Raw genomic sequence first — 21,818 nt, forward strand, 5'->3', positions numbered from 1 at the left:
GGTCTCAGGCGCGTTTTGCAGTGACGAAGGCCGCAAGGCTCGCCACGTTGCTGAAGTGGTTACGGGTGTCCTTGGCGTCGGCGTCGATCTTGATGCCGTACTGCTTCTGGATCGCCAGGCCGAGCTCCAGGGCATCCACCGAGTCCAGGCCCAGGCCTTCGCCGAACAGCGTCTGGTCGTCGTCGATGTTGTCGACGCTTATGTCCTCAAGGCCGAGGGCGTCGATGATCAGCTGTTTGATGTCACGGTGCAGATCGCTCATCTATGGCGAGCTCCTTGATGAAATAATGATGCAAAAAATCGTTGAGCCTGCGCGAAGCCTGCGGCGCGGGGCCGAGCGCGGCGAAAGCCTGTGGGTCTATATCGGCCCCCACGTGAAAACTGAAGTGCACGCGGCGCTTGGGGATCCGATACCAGGGTTCGGCCTTGGTCAGGGTGGTCGGGCTGACCTTGATCGTTACCGGCGTCAGGATTGTCGCGCCCCGCAAGGCAATGGCCGCCGCCCCTCGATGAAAAGCCGGTGCCTGGCCTGGCTGGGTGCGCGTGCCTTCGGGGAAGACAATCAGGCATTGGCCGTCTTGCAGGGCGTCGCTGGCGGCATCAAGCATGTCCATGCTGCCATCGTTGCTGATGTATTGCGTCGAACGCAGCGGGCCCCGAGTGAAGGGATTGTCCCACAGACTTTGCTTGACCACGCAATTGGCGTCGCGCACCAGCCCGATCAGGAACACCACGTCGATCAGCGAAGGGTGGTTGGCGATGATCATCTGTCCGGGCCGACCGAGTTTCTCCGCGCCGTCGATCTGATAGGTCAGTACGCCGGTACGGGCCATGAACCGGATAAAGAACCAGAACAGGCGCCCAACCGTACGGCGGGCCCGTTGTCGATGGGTCCGGGGATCGCCCGGCAGCGTATTGAGCAACGGGAACACCAGCAAACGCAGGCACAGCCCGCCCAGCCCGAAAAGGGCGAAGCTTGCAGCGGTCGCGAAGAGGCGCCAGTAATAGGCGTCGCGATGTTTACCGGTCACCGGTTGCGTTGCCAGGTCCATAGACGATTCTTCCAGGCATGTTGGCAAGTGGTTTGATTGCCCAGCAGCGTACGTACCAAGTCCAGGGCGTGGGGCCAGTCGCAGCCGGGCATCGGGGCTGGCGGGCGGGATAATGCCAATTGCCAATCTTCGCCCCGGGTCAGCAGCAGCCCCACTGCGTAGGGAAACGGTACGTCATCGACCCAGTGCGCATACACGCTGGGCGGTTGTTCTTCGGTGATGACCAACAGCACCGCGGGCTCGCCTTCGTTCAACAGCGCGGCGGCTTCCAGCATGCCGTGTTCCAGGCCATCGCCCGTCGCGGCCAGAGCGGTCATTTCGCTGGTTTCGCCGCGCATGATCGACCACAGGCCGATGACGGCGTTGTGCACCGACAAACTGAACTGGGTGGGCGACAAGGGTTGGTCGGCTGCCAGGTCCTTGAGAATCTCAAAGGTGCGTGGGGTTTCGCCGTGACGGGAAATAAAGACCAACGGTAGGTCCGGTCGCCCCTCGGCCAGTGGCCAGGCGACGCTGAAAGCCATGCGGGCCAGGCGGCTGAGACGTCGGCGCTGCATGGCGGGCAGGAACGATACGTCAGGGGCCGCATCGCTGACGGGCGGCACGACCGGTTGTCGGCTCCATGCCCGCCAATCGTCCACGCTTTCGAGCCCAGGAGCCCACGCGCGCCATTGGGCGATATTGAAGTTGATCACAGACTCATCCCACCCCTGCGGGCTTTTATTGTCACGGTTCAGTGGCTTGACCCGCGTCCAACCCTGCATGGCCTTGCGACCCAAGTGGCGCGCATTATCCCGGTGCGGTTGGCTTGTAGCAAATACTGGTTACATTTTGTCCAGGGCAACCGTCGGCTGGTCCGGGCCGGCTCGGCAGGGCCATTGTCACGATTGTGACGAGGCGCGTCTGTAAGCCACTTCCGTCATCTTGCGGGTCAATTGACGCTCGGTTGTCCGAAAAAGCCACCGATGCCGTAATCCGCCCCCGCTGAAGGTAGCGAAGCGGCGCATAGGCCTACTACACTCGGGAATCTTTGATACACGGAGGTTTTGATATGCGGCGTGTGGTGTTCAATCAGAAAGGTGGCGTGGGCAAGTCCAGCATCGCCTGCAATCTGGCCGCGGTCAGCGCCAGCGAGGGTTATCGCACGCTCTTGGTCGACCTGGATGCCCAGGCCAATTCCACTCAATACCTGACCGGCTTGACGGGCGATGACATTCCCATGGGCATCGCGGATTTTTTCAAGCAGACCCTGTCGTCCGGGCCTTTCTCGAAAAAGAACAAGGTGGATATCTACGAAACGCCCTTCGATAACCTGCACGTGATCACCGCCACGGCGGAGCTTACGGACTTGCAGCCCAAGCTTGAGGCGAAACACAAGATCAACAAGCTGCGTAAATTGCTCGAAGAGCTAGGCGAGGATTACGACCGGATCTATCTGGACACGCCGCCAGCGCTGAACTTCTACGCTGTATCAGCGTTGATCGCCGCCGACCGTGTGCTGATTCCCTTCGATTGCGACAGTTTTTCCCGCCAGGCGCTGTACGGCCTGCTGGCGGAAATCGAGGAGCTCAAGGAAGACCACAACGAGGGGCTGGAAGTCGAAGGCATCGTGGTCAATCAGTTCCAGGCCCGCGCGAGCCTGCCTCAACAGATTCTCGACGAACTGATCGCCGAAGGCTTGCCGGTGCTGCCCGTCTACCTGAGCAGTTCCGTGCGCATGCGTGAGTCGCACCAAGCGAGCCTGCCGCTGATTCACCTGGATCCGCGGCATAAGCTGACCCAGCAGTTCGTGGAGTTGCATGGCTTGCTGGAAAGCCCCTGATCCTGGCTGCGCAAATAACGCGGGGCTTCAAATCCCCTGGCTGCGCAACCAACTCATCAGTTGTGGCAACGGGAATGCGCCGCTCTGGCGCGCTACCTCCCGACCGTCCCTGAAGAGAATCAGGCTGGGAATCGAACGAATCCCCAACTGCGCCGAGAGCTGTTGATTGGCTTCGCTGTCGAGCTTGGCCAGTCGGCACTGGCCCGTCAGCTGCGCGGCGGCCTGTTCGAACACCGGCGCAAAGGATTTGCACGGGCCGCACCACTGCGCCCAGACGTCCACTAACAACGGCAGATCGCCCTTGATCTGGCTGGCGTAGTCGCCTTGCTTGAGTTCGAACGGTTTGCTTGAAAGCACCTGGGCTTTGCAACGCCCGCACTTGGGCTGGTCGCCCAGGCGTTCGGCGGGGATGCGATTGAGCCCATTGCAATGGGGGCAAGGGATCAGCATCGGATCGTCTCCTGGAAAAATTCAAATGGCCTGGCACAGATTGAACACTAAGTTGCGACCAGCGCAAAACCCCCGTGGGCGTCTGCACGCTCCACAGGGGGAAGGGGTGTGGCTGTTATTTAGCGTTGGTCAGCGTGTTGTAGCTGGTCATCAGGTTGCGGTAGTCCGGGATGTGGTTGGAGAACAAGGTCGCCAGCCCTTCCACATCGTTGCGCCAGTCGCGGTGCAGTTCGCAGGCCAGGCCGAACCAGGTCATCAGTTGCGCACCCGAGGAAGACATGCGGTCCCAGGCCGATTGACGGGTCAGTTCGTTGAACGTTCCGGACGCATCGGTGACCACGAACACTTCGAAACCTTCGGCCAGGGCCGACAGCGCCGGGAAGGCTACGCAAACTTCGGTCACTACGCCGGCGATGATCAGCTGCTTCTTGCCGGTTGCCTTGATTGCCTTGACGAAATCTTCGTTGTCCCAGGCGTTGATCTGGCCAGGACGGGCGATGTATGGGGCGTCCGGGAACAGGGTCTTCAGTTCAGGCATCAGCGGGCCGTTGGGGCCAGTTTCGAAACTGGTGGTGAGGATGGTCGGCAGTTGGAAATACTTGGCCAGGTCGGCCAGGGCCAGCACGTTGTTCTTGAAACGGTCCGGGTCGATGTCGCGGACCAGGGACAACAGGCCGGCTTGATGATCGACCAGCAGAACAGCAGCGTTATCTTTGTCGAGACGGTTGTAGGAAGTAGTCATGGCGTAGCCCTCATTAAGTTTTGGTTGCCGAAGGTTTCGGCGTGGTTAAGGTTTTTAATGTCGGTGCAGCGATTATTCGGTGACTCATCTGGCCGAAGCGCCGGTTTGAATCCGTGTTGCGTTTCGATGGGTGTAGATTAAAACTGGCACCTTTGAACCGCTAGACTGCGAAAATCAGCCTTAGCGTTCTATTTGGAGAACGATCATCGAAGACCTCAACACGCTTTACTATTTCACCCAAGTGGTTGAGCACCGTGGGTTCGCCGCGGCCGGCCGGGCACTGGACATGCCGAAGTCAAAGCTCAGCCGGCGTATCGCCCAGCTAGAAGAGCGGCTCGGGGTGCGATTGCTCCATCGCACCAGTCGCCATTGCACGCTGACGGAGATCGGCCAGGCCTATTACCAACGGTGCCTGGCGATGCGGGTCGAGGCCGAAAGCGCTGCGGAGGTCATCGAGCGCAACCGCTCCGAGCCCCAAGGGCTGGTGCGCATCAGTTGCCCGACGGCGCTGCTCAACAGTTGGGTCGGGCCGATGCTGACGCGCTACATGCTCAAGTACCCGCGGGTGGAGTTGTTCATCGAGAGCACCAACCGCCGGGTCGACTTGATTCATGAAGGGTTCGATATCGCGTTGCGGGTGCGCTTCCCGCCGTTGGAAAACACCGACATGGTCATGAAAGTGCTGAGCAACAGCACCCAGTGCCTGGTGGGCAGGCCGTCGTTCCTCGAGCGCCTGTCTTCACCTGCCTCGCCGGCGGACCTCAATGGCCTGCCGAGCGTGCATTGGGGCGCGGCGCAGCGCGAGTATCAGTGGGAATTGTTCGGCCCGGACGGCACCCGCGCGCTGATCCGCCATGAGCCGCGCATGGTCACTGATGATTTGCTGGCCCTGCGTCATGCGGTACTGGCAGGCATCGGCATCGCCCACCTGCCCACCGTCGTGGTGCGCGAGGACATCGCGGCCGGGCAACTGGTGGAACTGGTGCCAGGCTGGACGCCCAAGTGCGGGATCGTCCATGCGATCTTTGCTTCCCGGCGCGGGTTACTGCCGTCGGTGCGCTCGCTGATTGACTTTCTGGCCGAGGAGTTCAGCCACAGCGATATGGCCTGAGGCTGTCTTCAGCAGGTTGCCATTCATCAGGTGCGCCGCACTGTGAACGTGTCACGGTCTCAAAACAGACACGACGTACTCGTTTGCAACCTCAGGAGGTCCCATGAACCATCCTCAAGACCCAGCTACCCCACAGGCCGTGGACAACCCCAACGACGACGGCTTCGTCCTCGGCACCGCCGGCCGCGACGAAGACCCCAACGCCGCTCCGGCCTACGCCACCGACAGCCGGCACGACCGTGATGAGTTGACCCCTGAAGATGCCCGCGGCATGCCCGGCTATCCCGATGAAAAACCGGCGCAAAAACCGGCGAGTGAAGAGACGGAGTCAGGGATCGAGACGCCTGAGCAGGGGAACGATAAGGTTGGATGAGCAGCCTATGATGACTCTCGTCCAGGCAACCCTGATTCCGTGGCGAGGGAGCTTGCTCCCGCTCGGCGGCGCAGCCGTCGTAAACCGGTTGACGCGGTTAGTCTGAAAAAGCGCATCAGTCCATTTTGGGGGCTGCTTCACAGCCCAGCGGGAGCAAGCTCCCTCGCCACGGGGATTGATGCGTCTGGCAAGAGGGTTACGACGAGCAACTGATCTCCAGATGCTTGCCCCATTCCGGAGGGCGCTCGGCGTAGCTGTCCATGCCTGGTTGTTCTTCGAACGGCTTGCTCAGTACGGTGTGCAGGCGGCGGACTTCTTCGTAGTCGCCGGACTCGGCGGCGTCGATGGCTTTCTGGGCCAGGTAGTTGCGCAGCACGTACAGCGGGTTGACGGCATGCATGCGGGCGCGGCGCTGGTCTTGATCGATGGGGCCTTCGCGATTGACTCGGGCGATGTAGAGTTCGCCCCAAGCGTCGAACCCCTTGAGGTCGACAAAGTCATCGCGCAGGGTAGCGACGGCTTGCTCGGGAGATTGCTCGCCCAGTCGACGGAAGAACAGACTGTAGTCGATGCCGCTGTTCTGCATCAATTGCAGCAGGCGTTCCACCAACTTCTGGTCATCTTCTTCGGCCTGGGTCAGGCCGAGTCGGCGGCGCATCAAGTCCAGGTAGTGGGCCTGGTACAACGGCAAGTACAAACCGAGCGTTTCGCGCAGGGCGTCAACGCTGATGAACGGCGTCAGCGCCTGGGCCAGGGCGCTGAGGTTCCATTGGCCGATGGGCACCTGGTTGCTGAACGAGTAGCGGCCCTGGTCATCGGAGTGGTTACAGATGAAGTTTGCATCGAAGTCGTCGAGGAAGGCGAACGGCCCGAAGTCGAACGTGATGCCCAGGATCGACATGTTATCGGTGTTCATCACCCCGTGACAAAAGCCGTAGGCCTGCCACTTGGCAATCAGCTCGGCGTTGCGCTCGACGATCTCGCGGTACATCGCCAGGTACGGTTCCGGCTGCTCGCGGCATTCGGGAAAATGCAGGTTCAGCACATGCTCGGCCAGCGAGGCGTGCAGCTCGGGCTTCTTGGTGTAGTAGAAATATTCGAAATGGCCGAAGCGCACATGGCTCGGCGCCAGGCGCAGCACCATGGCGGCGCGCTCCTGCTTTTCGCGCCACACCGGAGTGTCCGAACCGATCACGCACAAGGCGCGAGTCGTGGGGATGCCCAAGGCATGCAGCGCTTCGGAGGCGAGGAATTCGCGGATCGAGGAGCGCAGCACCGCTCGTCCGTCGCCCATCCGCGAGAATGGCGTCTGGCCGGCACCCTTGAGGTGCAGGTCCCAGTGCTCGCCGGCTTCGTTGTACACCTCGCCCAGCAGCAACCCACGGCCATCGCCCAATTGCGGGTTGTAATGACCGAACTGATGCCCCGAATACACCATTGCCCGAGGCTCGGTTTCGGCCCACAGCTTGTGGCCGCCAAAAATCTCGGCAAATAACGGTGTCTCGGCTTCGGCCGGATCCAGGTCCAGCAGCGCCATGGCGGCCGGGCTGGCGACCACCAAGCGCGGATTATCGATAGGCTCGGGCAGCACGTGGGCCGAGAAACCGTCGCCCAGGCGGGCAAAACGGTTATCGAAGGTCAGCGTTTCCAGCGTTTTCATGGCTGTCTCCGGCGGGTTGCCCGCAGGCACCGCGCGATCAGTCGAGTGTCTGTTGCGGTGGCTCCGGAACGGGCTTGATGCTGGCTACCGCCGAGGGCAAAGGGCCGAGGGTCTTGTTGTCGGGTTCGGCAGGCACCAATTTGTATTCCTGGCCTTGTAGATTTTTCAGATAGATCTCCATCTGACGGAACGAGATGTTGATATGTTCCTTTTTGAATTCGCGGTTGATGAAACGGTTGATTTCATCGAGTACCGGGTTGCGGTCACCCAGGTCGCGAACGTGCATGCGCAGTTCATGATCGAGGGTGCTTTCGCCGAAATTCAGGAAGTACACGATAGGCTCCGGCTCCTTCAGGACACGCGGATTATCGCGGGCAGCCTTGAGCAGCAGCTCGCGCACCCGATCCAGATCCGAGCCGTAGTCCACGCCCAGCTTCAACGTCACGCGGGTCACGGTGTCGGTCAGCGACCAGTTGATCAATTGCCCGGTGATGAAGGTCTTGTTGGGGACGATGATGTCCTTGCGATCGAAGTCGGTAATGGTGGTGGCGCGAATGCGGATCTTGCTGACCGTGCCCGACAGGTTGCCGATGGTGATGGTGTCGCCGATCCGCACCGGGCGTTCGAAGAGGATCATGATCCCCGAGATGAAGTTGGCGAAAATCTCTTGCATGCCGAAGCCCAGGCCCACCGAGAGCGCGGCCACCAGCCATTGCAGTTTGTCCCAGCTCACGCCCAGTGTGGACAGTGTGGTGACGAAGCCGACGCCGGCGATGACATAGGACAGCAGCGTGGTGGTGGCGTAGGCGCTGCCCTGGGCCAGGTTCAGTTTCGACAGCACGAACACTTCCAGCAGGCCCGGCAGGTTGCGCGCCAGGGCGAAGGTGATGCCGATGATGATCAGTGCACCGAGCATGTCGCCGATGCTGATGGGCACCATGCTCATGTTGACGCCAGTGCCGCTGGTGTACTCGTAGAGGGTGATGTTGTCCAGGTAGGAGAACACGCTGATCAGGTCTGACCAGACCCAGTACAGCGCGGCCATGAAGCCACCCAGCAGGGCGAGGCGGATCAGGCGCAGGGACTGTTCGTTGACCTTTTCGATGTCCAGGGTTGGCTCCTCGACCACCGCTTCGCCGTCGCCCGCTTCCTTGGCCGCCTGACGCTTGGCCAGGGCGCGCTGGTAGGCCAGGCGACGCGCCGCGACCGAAAGGCCGCGCACGAAGGTGGCTTCGATGACCAGCCAGAACATCAGCAAGTAGAGCGTGTTGATCAAGCGGTCGCTGAGCTTCAGCGCGGTGTAGTAGTACCCGAAGCATACGGCGACAAACAGTGCGATCGGCAGCGCGGTGAACAGCACGCCGACGGCCTTGCGAAACAGCGAGGTGTTCTTGTGCGTAGGGCTGCTGAGCAGCAACCGGCTGAGCAACCAGGCCATCGAGGCGTAGCAGGTCAGTACCACCGGCATGCCGAGCACGTCATCGGCCAGGGCCGACGGCTGCAACTCCGCCACGGCCACTACTGCGACCAAGGCCAGCACCACCAGCCCAAGTCGACGGATCCAGCCCTGGAGGAATTCCACCTGGGGTTTTTCCCAGCGGAAGTGCAACTCGGCCACGCCGCCTGGGGAGAGGATTCGATAGGCGGTGTAGAACACCAGCCAGGCTTGCCCGATCTGCAGCAGTGCCGCGCCGAGATTGGTGTTCTGGCCGCGAGCGTCGATCTGTAGGGCGTAGCCGCACAGCGCCAGCGCCAGGGCCACCGGCATCGCCAAGAGGATGTTGATCAGGATCGCCTGGGGCGTGTGCCACTGGCTGTCGCGCTTGAAGTGCCCGACATCCTGATGGACCTTGTTCAAGCGCGCATAAAGATTCTTGCGTCGCCACAGCAGCGCACCGATCAGCAGCGCCAGGGGCAGGAACAGCAACGGTCGCTGGGTCAGGCCGTCGGCCAGTTCACTGAGGCTGGAAGCCCAGGGCAGCGAGTCGACCTGTTTCTCCAGGCGGGCCGGCACGCCACGCATCCATTCGAAATCCAGCGGCTTGTTGCTGGGAATCCAGAACATCTGTTCTTCGAGGGTGGACCGCAGGTTCTGGGCCGTGCTGAGCAATTGCTTCTGGTTGAGCTGCAAGGTAATGGATTCGTTGAGCACCGCGCTCAATTCGCGGTTCAGTCGCTCCAGCAGGTCAACGCGAGTAAGGGCCAGTTCCAGCAGGGTCTTGCGCAGTTGCGGCGTGACCTGCTCCGACGGCTGGGACGCCAGCAGGCTGTCGACGTAGGCGCTCGGATTGTTCAGCAGCTCGCGTTGCTGGCTGACTTCAAATTGGTAGAGGCGGATGTCGGCGATCTGGTCGGCCAGGTTCTGATCCAGCTTCAAGCGCGGCAGGGTCTGGCGCTGCTTGTAGAGGATCTTGGAGAGCAGCAGGCTGCCCTTGAGCACGCTGATCTGTTCATCCAGGGCCGCATCGGTCTGGGTCACGCTGTCCAGAAGCTGCTTGGTCTGCAGGTTCTGCTGGGTGACCTCGTTGAGGCGATCGGTGCTTTTGAGCAGGTAATCGGAGAGCTTGAGGTTGGCCGAGCTTTCCGTTGCCAGCAGGCTGCTGCCGCCGGCCTTCTGCGCTTCGATGGATTGTTGGGTCACTGTCTCCTGGGATTGAGCCAGGCGCTTCTGGTTGATCAGGTTCTGCAGGTCCTGGATTTCCTGCTCCATGCGGGCGATTTTTTCCGACAGCAAGTCGTGCTGGCTGTTGCCCAGGTCTTGCAACTGGCTGTTCCCGGCGAGTTCCTGGCGGCGCAACGGAATCAGCGCATTCAGGGCCGCCAGTTCGGCGTTCAGCTGGTCGCGCTGCTCGCCGCTCAGGGCTTTGCCGGCATCTCGGCCGGCCTTGAGGATGGTGTTGATTTGCTGGATGCGGGTCTGGCTGGCGGAAATTTCAGCCTGGGCCCGCTCCGGACGGGTCTGCGCGGTGATGACCAGGCTGTTGGCATCGGCCAGGGCTTTTTGCAAGTCGCTCTGCTGGGTGGAGCGTTCCGTCAGCATCTGCTCGAGTTGGGGGATCGGCAAGTTGGCGTAGCGTTGCGCCACCGGAACAACGGTGGTGCCCTTGAGTCGCGCGAGCTCACGCTGGTTCTCGATGTTCTGCCGAGGTGCGTTCGCCAATTGCTGCTTGAGCGCCTGCAGCTTCTGCTCGTAGTCGGCCTTGCTGGAGAGTTGCGTCAGGGTGTTCTGCAACACGGCCTGCAAGGCTTTCTGGTCGGCCTCCGGCAGCTTGCGGTCGCCGATCTTGTCCAGGCTGGCCTGCACCGAGGTGCTGGTGGGCGGTTCGGCGGCTTGCACCGTGCAGATGGAAAGACTCAGGCCGAGCAGGGCGATGGAAAAAAAGGAGCGCAGGGTAGGCATAGAGACCGGTCAAGCAAGTGAGAGTGGGAGCAGTTTAGAGGAACAAGCCGGGACCCGGGCGACTTCCTTCGGGGAATCTGACGCCCACTTTGCCGATCTTGTTCCCATCCATGGCCGCGACGGTCCACAGGGTGTTGTTCCAGTCCACCTGGTCGCCGACTACTGGCGCTCCGCCAACTTTCTGCGCAATGAAGCGGCCCAGGGTCATGTCTGGATCGATGCCATCGAGTTGTAGCCCGTACAGCGCCGCAACCGCGGCCAGCTGGGCGTCTCCTTCGAGCACGAAGTCGCCAAAAAAGCGCAGGTCCAAGCCCCGTTGCGGCGCTTGGCTGAAGAGTTTTCCGAGGGCCGGCAAATCGTGTTCATGGCCAATTACGCACAGTAAATCATCGACTTCCAGCACCGTACTACCCGACGGATGGAGCAGCTGCTGGCCACGAAACAGGGCCGCGATACGTGTTCCGTCGGGCATTTTCAGGTCGCGCAGCGGTGAGCCGATGCACCATTTTTCGGCGCCGAGGCGATAGATGAACAGCTCCCACTCGCTGGTGACATGAACTTCCAGCGCCGCCCGCGAAATCGGCAACGGCTCTGGCGGAACGGTCACATGCAGCAGCTTGGCGACCCAAGGCAGGCTCGTGCCTTGCACCAACAGCGACACCAGGACGATAAAGAAGGCCAGGTTGAAATACAGCTGCGCGTGGGGCAAGCCGGCCATCAGCGGGAATACCGCCAGGATGATCGGTACAGCGCCGCGCAGGCCGACCCAGGAAATGAAGGCTTTCTCGCGGCCGTGGAACGCCTTGAACGGCAACAGCCCCACCATGACCGACAGCGGCCGCGCGAACAGGATCATCCACAAGGCCAGGCCGAGGGCGGGCAGGGCGATAGGCAGCAAGTCATGGGGTGTGACCAGCAGGCCCAGCACCAGGAACATGCCGATCTGCGCGAGCCAGGCCATGCCATCGAGCATGTGCAAGATGCCGTGGCGGCTGCGCACCGGACGGTTGCCGATCACCAAGCCGCACAAGTACACAGCGAGGAAGCCGCTGCCGTGCAGGGCGTTGGTCAGGGCGAACACGGCCAGGCCGCCGCTGATGACCAGGATCGGGTAGAGGCCGTTGGCGAGGTTGATGCGATTGACCAGTTGCAACATCAGCCAGCCACCGCCCAGGCCGATCACCGCGCCGATGCCGAACTCGCGCACCAGATGCCCGAGCAGGCTCCATTGGAGGTCGGTTTCACCGCTGGCGAGCATGCCGATCAAGGTGACAGTGAGGAACACCGCCATCGGGTCGTTGCTGCCGGACTCGATTTCCAGGGTGGCGCTGACCCGTTCGTTCAGGCCCTTGCCGCCCAACAGCGAGAACACCGCCGCGGCGTCGGTGGAACCGACGATTGCGCCAATCAGCAGACCCTGGATCAGATTCAGGTCGAACAGCCACGCCGCCGCCATGCCGGTCAGGCCCGTGGTGATCAGCACGCCCACCGTGGCCAGCGACAGCGCCGGCCACAAGGCCACCCGGAAGCTTGAAACCCGCGTGCGCAAGCCACCGTCGAGGAGGATGACGGCCAAGGCGAGGTTGCCGACCAGATAAGCCGTGGCGTAGTTGTCGAACAGAATACCGGCGCCGTCGACACCGGCCACCATGCCCACGGCCAGGATGATCACCAGGATCGGGATGCCCAGGCGCGACGAAAGAGAACTCACCAGAATGCTCGCACCCACCAGCAACGCGCCGATCAAGAACAGGCTGTTGATGGTCGTCGCGGTCAAAGGCAGTACTCCGGAAATCTTTAGGGACAGGCACAAACTGACCATGCAGTCTGCGTGCCAGCGATTCTAACCTGTTGAAATGTGATGCTGTCAAAAAAGGTTCGGGCGTCTTCTGTTTACCCTTGAGTCGAGATGTTCGTCCCATAGGAGGTTGGGTTTTAAATAGAGTTATTTCCCACATTCATATGGGAAACAGCTGATTGCTGACGAATAGCTCAATGAGCTAGCCAAATGGTTGACTCCAGGAGTGCGGCTCCCTAGTATCCGCCCGCTATTTTCGGACGCTACTTCTTGCTCGAGGGATCGAACATGTCTCCACCCGCCCATCGGGCGAGGTTGTGCCTGGCTTTGCTGTTGCTGTGCTTTTCTTCGCTGATACCTGCCTACGCCGCGCCAACCCCTGGCGACACGGACCTGATCCGCGAGCGCCAGAATCGCTTGCTCGAAGAGCAGCGTCGGCGCCTCGAAGAGCTCAAGGACCTGCCAGGCAAAGAAGCCAAGCCGATCCAGCCGACAAAACCTGCCGATACCCGTTGCTTCCAAATCGAGACCATCGAGCTCAAGGGCGCCGATGCCTTGTCCGAGCACGAGCGGCAACGCTTGCTCAAGCCCTACATCAACCAATGCCTGGGCGTGCCGCAGCTTAACGAATTGCTCAAGACCGTTACCGATGCCTACCTGGAAAAGGGCCTTGTCACGAGTCGTGCCTATCTGCCGCAACAGGACTTGTCCAGCGGTCGCCTGCAAGTGCTGGTGGTCGAGGGACGGCTTGAAGGCCTTAGGGGCGCCGAGGACAGCGGCCTGTCCGAACGGGAGCTGGCGATGAGCTTTCCCGGCAGGCCGGGCGATTTGCTCAACCTGCGAGAAATCGAGCAAATGATCGACCAACTGAACCGTTTGCCCTCCAACCGCGTGGAAATGGAGCTGGCGCCAGGACAAGACATCGGCGGCAGCGAAGTGCTGGTCAAGAACACCGCGCAGAAACCCTGGCGTGCCGGCCTGTCACGGCATAACGACGGGCAGAAGAACACCGGTGAACAGCAATGGGGTGTCTCCCTGGACTGGGACAATCCCTTGGGCCTGGCTGACCAATTGGCGTTGCGCGGTGGCCACGATGCTATCAGCGATCATCAGAAAACTTCACGCAACGCGATGCTCTATTACAACCTGCCGTTTGGCTGGTGGAATCTGAGCTACAGCTATAGCCAAACTGAATACCGGGCACCGGGGCAAACCAATGGGCGCATCTTCAAGCAGACCGGCGACAGCCAGAACCATCAGTTGCGCCTTGAGCGAGTGGTTCATCGCGACGCGGTGAGCAAAACCTCGCTGAACACAGGCCTGGCGTACCTGCGCACCAATAACTTTCTCGAAGACAGCAAGATCGGTGTGAGCAGCAATCGCATCAGCGAAGCGCAGTTCGGTATCAACCATGGTCGGCGGATCGGCAATGCCTTCGTCAACCTCGACCTGGGTCTGCAGAACGGCATCGGTGCCCTCGATGCCCAAGGTGATCATGATCCTCGACCCGGCCAGCCCGACGCGCGCTATCGCAAATACACGGCGACCCTCAGCTATCTGCAACCCTTCCAAGTGTGGGGCGAGTCCTTCAGCTTCAGCAGCCTGATGACCGGCCAGCGCAGCGAGGAAGCGCTGTTCAGCCCGCAGCGCATGAGCCTCGGCGGGTTGTCTTCGATTCGCGGCTACAAGGACCAGACGCTGGCCGGTGACAGCGGCGGCTACTGGCGCAACGACCTGCGCTGGAGTCGTCCGGTGACGCTGCAATGGCTGCGCCCGGTGTTCGCCGAATACGGCACCAGCCTCGGCTATGACCAGGGCGTAATACGCGGTAATCACTACAACAAAGAACCGAACGGGCGCATGTCGAGCAACTCCCTGGAGTTGTTCGCCCGCGGTGAACACCTGAGCGCCAGCGTCACCTTCGCCCATTCCCTGGAACGTCCGGACGTGCTGACCGAACGCGAAGCGCCGATCTACTTCCGCCTCGACGCCTTTTTTTAGACAGCCATTTAATCGCTGTAACGAGACCTGATCATCATGGACGAACGCCAATACGCCTTCCTGGCCCGCCAGCCCTCTGCTGCCCTGAAAACCCGTGATGCATTCTGGGGCATGCCCAAGCGAGGCCTCGCGTTCCTGCTGGTCAACGTCATGTTCTGGCAACCGCTGTGGGCCCAGGCCGACGGCATCGTGGTCAGTGCGCCGGGTACCAGTCTCGGCAAGGCGGGTAACGGCGTGCCCGTGGTCAATATCGCCAAGCCCAACGGCAGCGGCCTGTCGCACAACAAATTCACCGACTACAACGTCGGCAGCAACGGCGTGATTCTCAACAACGCCACGTCCCGCACCCAGTCCACGCAACTGGGCGGCATCATTCTTGGCAACCCGAACCTCAAGGGCACGGCGGCCAAGGTCATTCTCAACGAAGTCAACGGCGGCAACCCGAGCCAGTTGCGCGGCTACACCGAAGTCGCGGGGCAGTCGGCCCACGTCATTGTCGCCAACCCGTATGGCATCACCTGCAACGGCTGCGGTTTCATCAACACCCCGAAGGCGACGTTGACCACCGGCAAACCGATCATCGAAAACGGCCAGTTGAACCGTTATCAGGTGGACCAGGGCAGCGTCTCCATCGAAGGCACCGGCCTTAATGCCAACAACGTCGATCGCTTCGAAATCATCACCCGCAGCGCCAAGCTCAATGCCGAGATCCAGGCGAAGAACCTGACCATCGTGGCCGGGCGCAACGACGTTAACGCCAGCACGCTGAACGCCACCGCCCGTGCAGATGACGGCAGCGCGAAACCCGAGCTGGCCATCGACTCCTCGGCGCTGGGCGGTATGTACGCCGGGGCGATCAAGTTGGTCGGCACCGAGGCCGGGGTGGGCGTGAAGCTGGACGGCAAGATGGTTGCCAGTGGCGGCGATATCCAGCTCGATGCCAATGGGCATCTGAGCCTGGCGCAGACCACGGCGTCGGGTGTGGTCGATATCAAGGCCGAAAGCCTGGACGCCCGGGAAACGATTTATGCCGGCAATCAGGTCCAGGCGACGACCCGGGGCACGCTCACCAACCGGCATGCCATTGCGGCGCGTGACAATGTCACGCTGACAACCGATGGGCAGCTCAACAACCTGGGCATCATCGAAGCGGGCGTCAACGTCGACAATACCCGTAACCAGACAGGCGACGTGGCGCTGACCGCGGCCAATATCGACAACCGCAACCAGAGCGTCATCGCCAGTCGCGACTTGAAAGCCACGAGCACCCAGACCCTCGATAATCGCGGCGGCACTCTCGCGGCCGGAAACAGCCTGACGCTCGACAGCAAGGACGTCGATAACCGTGCCGGCACGCTGGTCAGCCAAGGCAAACTGCAAGCGCGGGTCACCGGGACGCTGGATAACCGCGACAAGGGAACCATCGCCAGCAACGGCGAGCAGACCCTGGTGGCCGGGACGCTGAAGAACAGCGCAGGGGTCATCAGCAGCAACGACCTTCTCAAGCTCGAAACGGATGTGCTGGATAACAGCAGCGGCAAAATCGCGACCGACGCCGCGCTGACCCTAAAGGGCGGCAGCGTTGAAAACAGCGGGGGACAAATCACCAGCCAGGCTGACACGCTTGCGACGCTGAAAAGGTTCAACCAGCAGGGCGGCAAGCTGATCAGCCAGGGGAAACTGACCCTGACCGCAGACAACATCATCAACAGCGACGAGGGTTACATCGCCTCGGTCGAGGCCATGAGCCTGACCGCTTACCAGCGACTGCTCAATAACGGCGAGGCGATCATCAGCACCGAGCAGGGCTTGACGATCAGCGGTGGCAGTCTCGATAACGCCAACGGCAGCCTTCTCAGCCAGGGTGGCCTGAAGGTTGATATGTCCGGCGACTTCGTCAACCGAGACGGCAACGCCATCGCCCAGGCCGGGAACGTGGATGTCGAGGCGAGCAGCCTCGACAACCGTGGTGGCGTCGTCGCCAGTGTCGGCGGTTGGCTGAAAGCAACCCTGGACACGGTGCTGGACAACGGCCTGTCGCTCACCTCCGTCGGCCAGGCGGGATTGCTTCAGGCGCAGTCGGTCGACCTCGATGCGAAACAGGCGTTGCTCAACAACGGCGGGCAGGTTTCGGCGTTGTCTGGGACCGCTGAGATCGCCACCACCACCCTTGAGAACCGCACTGGATCGGTGCTTGCCAAGGAGGCGCTGAAGGTGGGTGCCAAAGACCTGGACAACGACCATGGAAAGCTGGCGGCGGATACGATCGATCTGACGCTGACCGGCGCGTTGAACAACCGGTCCGGTCTTGTCGAAGGCTCCAATGGATTGCTGGTCAGGGCCGCGTCCATCGATAACCAGGACGGCAAATTGCGTTCGGTGGGCCAGCGCGGCATCGCGGCGCTCACAGTTGACCAATTGCTCGACAACCAACGCGGCGTGATCGAGGCGGCCACCGAGAACCTGTCCTTGAAAATGGCAGGCTTCAACAACGCCGGTGGCGATATTCGTCACGTGGGCACGGGCATTTTGGATGTAGATCTCGCCAGGTTCGCCAACGTCGGCGGCAGCCTCACCACCTCCGGCACCTTGACGGTCGACGCGGCGCGCTGGGACAACAGCTCGGATATCCAGGCCAATGCCCTGAACCTGAAGGTGGGCCAGCTCAATCAGGCCGCCACTGGCAAATTGCTGGCGGTCAAAAGCCTCAAGGCAACCGGCGACGCCTGGAACAATGCAGGCACGATCAGCAGCGACGATGATTTCGATCTGCAATTGACGGGAGCCTACGCCGGCACCGGAGACAGCCGTCTCAGCAGCGTCGACCAATTCGATTTGCGCGCCGCGAGCATCGGGCTTTCGAACGGCTCGCGCCTGACTGGAGGCGGCACCACTAACGTCACCAGCCTCGGGACCTTGAACAATGCCGGACGGATCACAGGCGGCGGCAAGTTCTCTCTGACCGCCACGAGCCTGATCAACACCGGCACGCTGGGTGGCGCCGATACCGTCGAGCTGATTGCCAACGAGGCCCGTAATGATCGCGGGTTAATGTTCAGTGGCGCGGACATGGCGCTGCGTTTCAACAGCTTCACCAACCATTACGCCGACGTCTACAGCCTGGCGGCGTTGAATATGACGGCCCGTGACGGCATCGCCCGCAGTGCACTGCTGGAAAATATCTCCGGCACCCTGGAGTCGGCCAAGGACATGTCGCTGCGCAGTCAGGTCTTGGTCAACCGCAAGGACGTCTTCTCGACCACCGATGAGCTGGTGTCGGGTGCCATCAGCGTGACCTGCTACGACTGCGGCGGCGATCACCACAACGTCGACTATGTGGCCAAGGAAACCTTCCAAAGCGTCGTGATTGAAGACTCGGCGAGCGCCACCCTGAAGAGCGGCGCGAAGCTGACCGTCGACGGCTCCACGGTCACCAACCAACACAGTGTCATGGCGTCAGCGGGCGATCTGCTGATCACTGCGGACAACTTCGCCAACGTTGGCGCCGCTTCCGGCACCAGCGTCAGGACGCGCACCTGGAATACCGGCAGGGTCACCGACGGAACCGACGAACGCTTCCGCGCCAGAGTCATCGTTCCCTACAACGCCCAGGCCAATCCCAAGCAGCTGCCTGTCGATGCGTTGAACCGTTTCCGCCAGGTAAGTGACATCACGACCGTGACGCCAGGGGAATCGCTGGCGCCGGCTGTCGTTCAATCGGGCGGCAACATCAGCATCCAGGCGACACAACAGCTGCAGAACAGCAGTATCGTGCAGTTCCAGGCCCCGCTGGCGGGCGCGACCAAGTCCGCCGCCACCGGCGTTGCCAACACTGCGCGACCGGCTGTCGTGGTGCTCAATCCACAGCTGCCGCCTGACTTGGCCCAACAACAGGTCAATCCGACCACCCTGCCGGGGTTCGTCTTGCCGACGGGGGACAATGGCCTGTTCCATGTCGTCGACAGCACGACCGCGGCGCAAAACAGCCGTGACCAAAGCCAGGCCACGGTCCAGGGGTCGAACGCAAGCTGGGCTTCCAGCGGTCACAAGTATCTGATTGAAACCAATCGTGAGCTGACCGACCTCAAGCAGTTCATGAGCTCGGATTACCTGCTGGGCAACCTGGGCTACGACCCGGACACCAGCTGGAAGCGCCTGGGCGATGGCCTGTACGAACAACGCCTGATCCAGCAAGCCGTGCTTGCCCGAACCGGGCAGCGCTTCATCGCCGGGCAAACCAGCGACGAAGGCATGTTCAAATATTTGATGAACAATGCCATCGCCAGCAAGGACCAACTGAACCTGGCCGTCGGCGTCACCCTGACTTCGCAGCAAGTCGCCGCGTTGACCCACGACATCGTCTGGATGGAAGACCAGGTCGTCAATGGCGAGCACGTGCTGGTGCCGGTGCTTTACATGGCACAAACCAACAACCGGTTGATGGCCGATGGAGCGCTGATCCAAGGCAAGAACCTCACGTTGGTCGCAGGCACCGACCTGAGGAACGCCGGGACGCTGCGTGCCAGCGAAAACCTCTCGGCCGCGGCCGGCAACAATCTGGTCAACACCCGCCTGGCCGAGGCGGGCGAGCGGCTCAAGCTGGTCGCGGGCAAAGACCTGGTCAACATGCAAGGCGGCATCCTCAAGGGCAAGGACGTCGAGCTGTCGTCGCTGACCGGCGATATTCGCAATGAGCGAACCGTCAGCGTCATCGAGAACAGCGGCAAAGGCTTCAGCTCGAAAACCTCCGTGGTCGACAACGCGGCACGCATCGAGGCCGACAACAACCTCACCGTGCGCGCGGGGCGCGACCTGCTGAACGTGGGCGGCGCGATCACGGCGGGCAATGACGCCGACCTGAGCGCCGGCAGAGACGTCGTCATCTCGGCAGCTCGCGAAGAAAACGGCTCGATGCGCCAGGACAAGCGTCATTTCTGGGAACAGAGCCAGACCGTCCAGCACGCCAGTGAAGTCAAGGCGGGCGGCGACCTCAACGTCACCGCCGGCAACAACCTGACCGTCGTCGCCAGCCATTTGCAAGCCAAGGGCGACATCAACCTGAGCGGCAACGACGTCGCCCTGATCGCGGCGGCGAACGAGGACTCCAGCGAATACCGCTACAAGCGCAGCGGCAAGAAAATCAACAAGGAGGAGGACCACGTCCAGCAGCAGGCGACCACGCTTGATGCGGGCGGTGATGTCAGGGTGTCGGCGCGTAATGACCTGTTGATGGTCGCGAGCAAGATTGCGGCGGGTAATGAGGCTTACCTGGTAGCGGGTAACCAATTGAGTCTGCTGGCTGAGCAGAATCGCGATTATTCGCTGTATGACATGAAGAAGAAGGGGAGCTGGGGGAGCAAGGCCGCGCGTCGAGACGAGGTGACTCAACTGACCCATGTGGGAAGTGAGATCAGCACCGGAGGCAACCTGTTGTTGGCCAGCGGTGGCGACCAGACCTACCAAGTGGCGAAGCTGCAAAGCGGCAACGACCTGACGATCGACAGCGGTGGGCGCATCATCTTCGAAGGGGTCAAGGATCTCCACGACGAGAGCCATACCAAGAGTAAAAGCGACCTGTCCTGGTACAAGATGAAAGGCGAGGGCCGGACCGACGAAACGTTGCGCCAAAGTACTCTGGTTGCCCAAGGTAAGTTGGTCATCAAGGCTGTCGAAGGCCTGCGCATCGATATCAAACAAGTCGATCAGCAGAGCGTCACCCAGACCATCGATGCAATGGTCAAGGCAGAGCCGGGCCTGGCCTGGATGAAAGAGGCCCAAGCGCGTGGCGACATCGATTGGCGCCAAGTAAAGGAAATCCACGACAGTTTCAAATATGACAACTCCGGCCTGGGCGCCGGCGCCAAGATCGCCATTGCGATTCTGATGTCGTTCATCATGGGGCCGGCCGGCTTCGGGCTGTCAGGCGCCAAGCTTGCTGTCGCCGCCAGCCTGAGCACCACGGCGGTCACCAGCACCATTGATAACAAAGGCAATCTGGGACGTGCGCTGAAAGAGACAGCCAGCGCCGACAGCCTGAAGAGCGCGGCGATTGCCGGTTTCACTGCGGGTGCCTTGGAGTATGCGGACGAGAACTGGTTTACCGGTGCCGACAGCGCAGGGTCAACCACGCAAGGCGTCGAGCCGTCCGCAGGTTCGGCGGGTTCGGCATCGAGCGCCAGCAACTCCTCCAAGGACATCTTCCGTTGGAGTAACGCGACAGACACGGCAATTCGCACGACCGGGCGAGCGGTCATTTCCAGTGGCATCTCCACTGCGATTGGCGGCGGCAGCTTCGGCGATAACTTCAATGCTGCCCTGCTGGGAGAGGCCGGCAATGTGGCGATGGCGACGGGCTTCAACTGGGTGGGTGACACCATCAAGTTCCCGGATGGCGGCCCTCAGAAAATTGTCGCCCACGCGATCATGGGCGGACTGCTGGCAGAACTGACGGGAAGTGATTTCAAGACCGGCGCGGTCGCTGCCGGTTTGAACGAAGCGCTGATCCCGGGCATGGCCAAGGCCGCGGGTGAAAACAAAGACCTGCAGCTGATGCTGTCGCAACTGACGGGCCTGCTGGCCGCGGCGGCGGTCGACGGCGACCTGAATACAGGCTCGAAGATCGCCGAGAAAGCGACTGCCTTCAACTACCTGTTCCATGCCGAGCTGCTCGAAAGAGAACAAAAGCTCAACACCTGCGCCTCTCCGGCGGATTGCCAAGCCGTCAGGGACCACTACAACAACCTGGATGCGACTCGGAATAAAGAGTTCGGCCAGTACTGCCGGACTAACCCGGCGGCTTGCTTGCAAGTGACCAAACAGTTGGCGGATGAGATTCCGACCAATGAGAAATTGCTGCATGACGGTCGTGGCGCCGGGTTCGATCGCTCGGCAGCACTTTGGGAAATTACTCGAAGTAACGAGCGAGCTATCAATACCGGTATCACCGAGAAGACGCGTACCGATAAAGGCGATGCTGCGGCGTTTTTGACGGAGCTTGCGGCGGATGGGTTGAATCCGGATAGGGATTTGTTCTCGTCGACGGCTGGGGGTAAGGGTGGTACAACCGGGGTTAAGGTTGGGGTTGTTGGGGATGGTCCTAAGGGGATTGATAACTCAGTTCTAGGCAAGCCAAGGGTTGGGAGCGCTAATAAGCTTCCTGATGGACAGCACGGCTTCAACGATATTATCGATAATTACGCTGGTGCTGCTGCAAAGTTCGAAATACCAACCAAGGGTGCTGGCGGGGTTGTGCTAAGAGTTTCCGAGCTAAGGCAAATTGAAGGCAGTAACAATGGAGTTAGTGGCGTGTTTGAGTGGATTGTTGATGAGGGAAATGTGACCCATCGGCGTTTTATTCCCGGCGGTCAGGTGACTGGAAGACCTAACCAGACTCCCAGAAGGTAGGAACA

The 21,818-nt window shown here is 61.2% G+C and carries 13 protein-coding genes; 5 read left to right on the forward strand and 8 right to left on the reverse strand.

From position 1 onward, the window contains the following. Positions 1–4 precede the first annotated feature (4 nt). The 3 genes from apeE to HU806_RS13235 are packed head-to-tail and all read right to left on the reverse strand — an operon-like array spanning position 5 to position 1,747. On the reverse strand, positions 5–262 hold the full coding sequence (apeE, locus tag HU806_RS13225; RefSeq protein WP_186611796.1) for an ApeE family acyl carrier protein: 258 nt from the start codon (positions 260–262) through the stop codon (positions 5–7). Further along, positions 243–1,052: a lysophospholipid acyltransferase family protein gene (locus HU806_RS13230; protein WP_186611797.1), complete on the reverse strand. Its 810-nt coding sequence runs from the start codon at positions 1,050–1,052 to the stop codon at positions 243–245. Before HU806_RS13230 ends, apeE begins: the two co-directional genes overlap by 20 nt. Then, positions 1,028–1,747 (reverse strand): beta-ketoacyl synthase chain length factor, encoded by a 720-nt coding sequence (locus HU806_RS13235; RefSeq protein ID WP_346657172.1) that lies wholly within the window; start codon positions 1,745–1,747, stop codon positions 1,028–1,030. Before HU806_RS13235 ends, HU806_RS13230 begins: the two co-directional genes overlap by 25 nt. Positions 1,748–2,103: 356 nt before the next feature. On the opposite strand from HU806_RS13235, the gene HU806_RS13240 reads away from it, so the two are divergent. Next, a complete protein-coding gene (locus HU806_RS13240) occupies positions 2,104–2,874 on the forward strand; it encodes a ParA family protein (RefSeq protein WP_186611799.1) in 771 nt (256 codons plus the stop codon). Positions 2,875–2,901: 27 nt separating this feature from the next. Here the strand turns inward: HU806_RS13240 and trxC are convergent, their stop codons facing one another. Together trxC and ycaC are read right to left on the reverse strand one after the other, a co-directional pair. Further along, positions 2,902–3,324 (reverse strand): thioredoxin TrxC, encoded by a 423-nt coding sequence (gene trxC, locus HU806_RS13245; RefSeq protein WP_186611800.1) that lies wholly within the window; start codon positions 3,322–3,324, stop codon positions 2,902–2,904. Positions 3,325–3,439: 115 nt separating this feature from the next. Continuing rightward, a complete protein-coding gene (gene ycaC, locus HU806_RS13250; RefSeq protein ID WP_018603387.1) occupies positions 3,440–4,066 on the reverse strand; it encodes an isochorismate family cysteine hydrolase YcaC in 627 nt (208 codons plus the stop codon). A gap of 205 nt (positions 4,067–4,271) precedes the next feature. Here ycaC and HU806_RS13255 point away from each other — a divergent pair, with 205 nt between their 5' ends. Both HU806_RS13255 and HU806_RS13260 read left to right on the forward strand, forming a co-directional pair. Beyond that, a complete protein-coding gene (locus HU806_RS13255; RefSeq protein WP_346657173.1) occupies positions 4,272–5,177 on the forward strand; it encodes a LysR family transcriptional regulator in 906 nt (301 codons plus the stop codon). A 103-nt stretch (positions 5,178–5,280) separates the two neighbouring features. After that, on the forward strand, positions 5,281–5,550 hold the full coding sequence (locus tag HU806_RS13260) for a hypothetical protein (RefSeq protein WP_186611801.1): 270 nt from the start codon (positions 5,281–5,283) through the stop codon (positions 5,548–5,550). A gap of 196 nt (positions 5,551–5,746) precedes the next feature. Here HU806_RS13260 and selO read toward each other — a convergent pair whose 3' ends face one another. The 3 genes from selO to HU806_RS13275 are packed head-to-tail and all read right to left on the reverse strand — an operon-like array spanning position 5,747 to position 12,387. Next, positions 5,747–7,210 carry a protein adenylyltransferase SelO gene (selO, locus tag HU806_RS13265; protein WP_186611802.1) on the reverse strand — a complete coding sequence of 488 codons (1,464 nt, stop codon included), beginning with the start codon at positions 7,208–7,210 and terminating at the stop codon, positions 5,747–5,749. A gap of 37 nt (positions 7,211–7,247) precedes the next feature. After that, positions 7,248–10,610, reverse strand: coding sequence for a mechanosensitive channel MscK (gene mscK / locus HU806_RS13270; RefSeq protein ID WP_186611803.1), 3,363 nt, complete (start codon positions 10,608–10,610; stop codon positions 7,248–7,250). Between the two features lie 34 nt (positions 10,611–10,644). After that, complete coding sequence (locus HU806_RS13275) at positions 10,645–12,387, reverse strand: potassium/proton antiporter (RefSeq protein ID WP_186611804.1); 1,743 nt, start codon at positions 12,385–12,387, stop codon at positions 10,645–10,647. A 309-nt stretch (positions 12,388–12,696) separates the two neighbouring features. On the opposite strand from HU806_RS13275, the gene HU806_RS13280 reads away from it, so the two are divergent. Together HU806_RS13280 and HU806_RS13285 are read left to right on the forward strand one after the other, a co-directional pair. Continuing rightward, complete coding sequence (locus HU806_RS13280; RefSeq protein WP_186611805.1) at positions 12,697–14,409, forward strand: ShlB/FhaC/HecB family hemolysin secretion/activation protein; 1,713 nt, start codon at positions 12,697–12,699, stop codon at positions 14,407–14,409. Between the two features lie 36 nt (positions 14,410–14,445). Then, positions 14,446–21,813 carry a two-partner secretion domain-containing protein gene (locus tag HU806_RS13285; protein WP_186611806.1) on the forward strand — a complete coding sequence of 2,456 codons (7,368 nt, stop codon included), beginning with the start codon at positions 14,446–14,448 and terminating at the stop codon, positions 21,811–21,813. Positions 21,814–21,818: the final 5 nt, after the last annotated feature.

Origin of the sequence: Pseudomonas sp. SWRI154 (assembly GCF_014268645.1) — a bacterium.
GTDB classification, from domain to species: Bacteria; Pseudomonadota; Gammaproteobacteria; order Pseudomonadales; family Pseudomonadaceae; genus Aquipseudomonas; species Aquipseudomonas marvdashtae.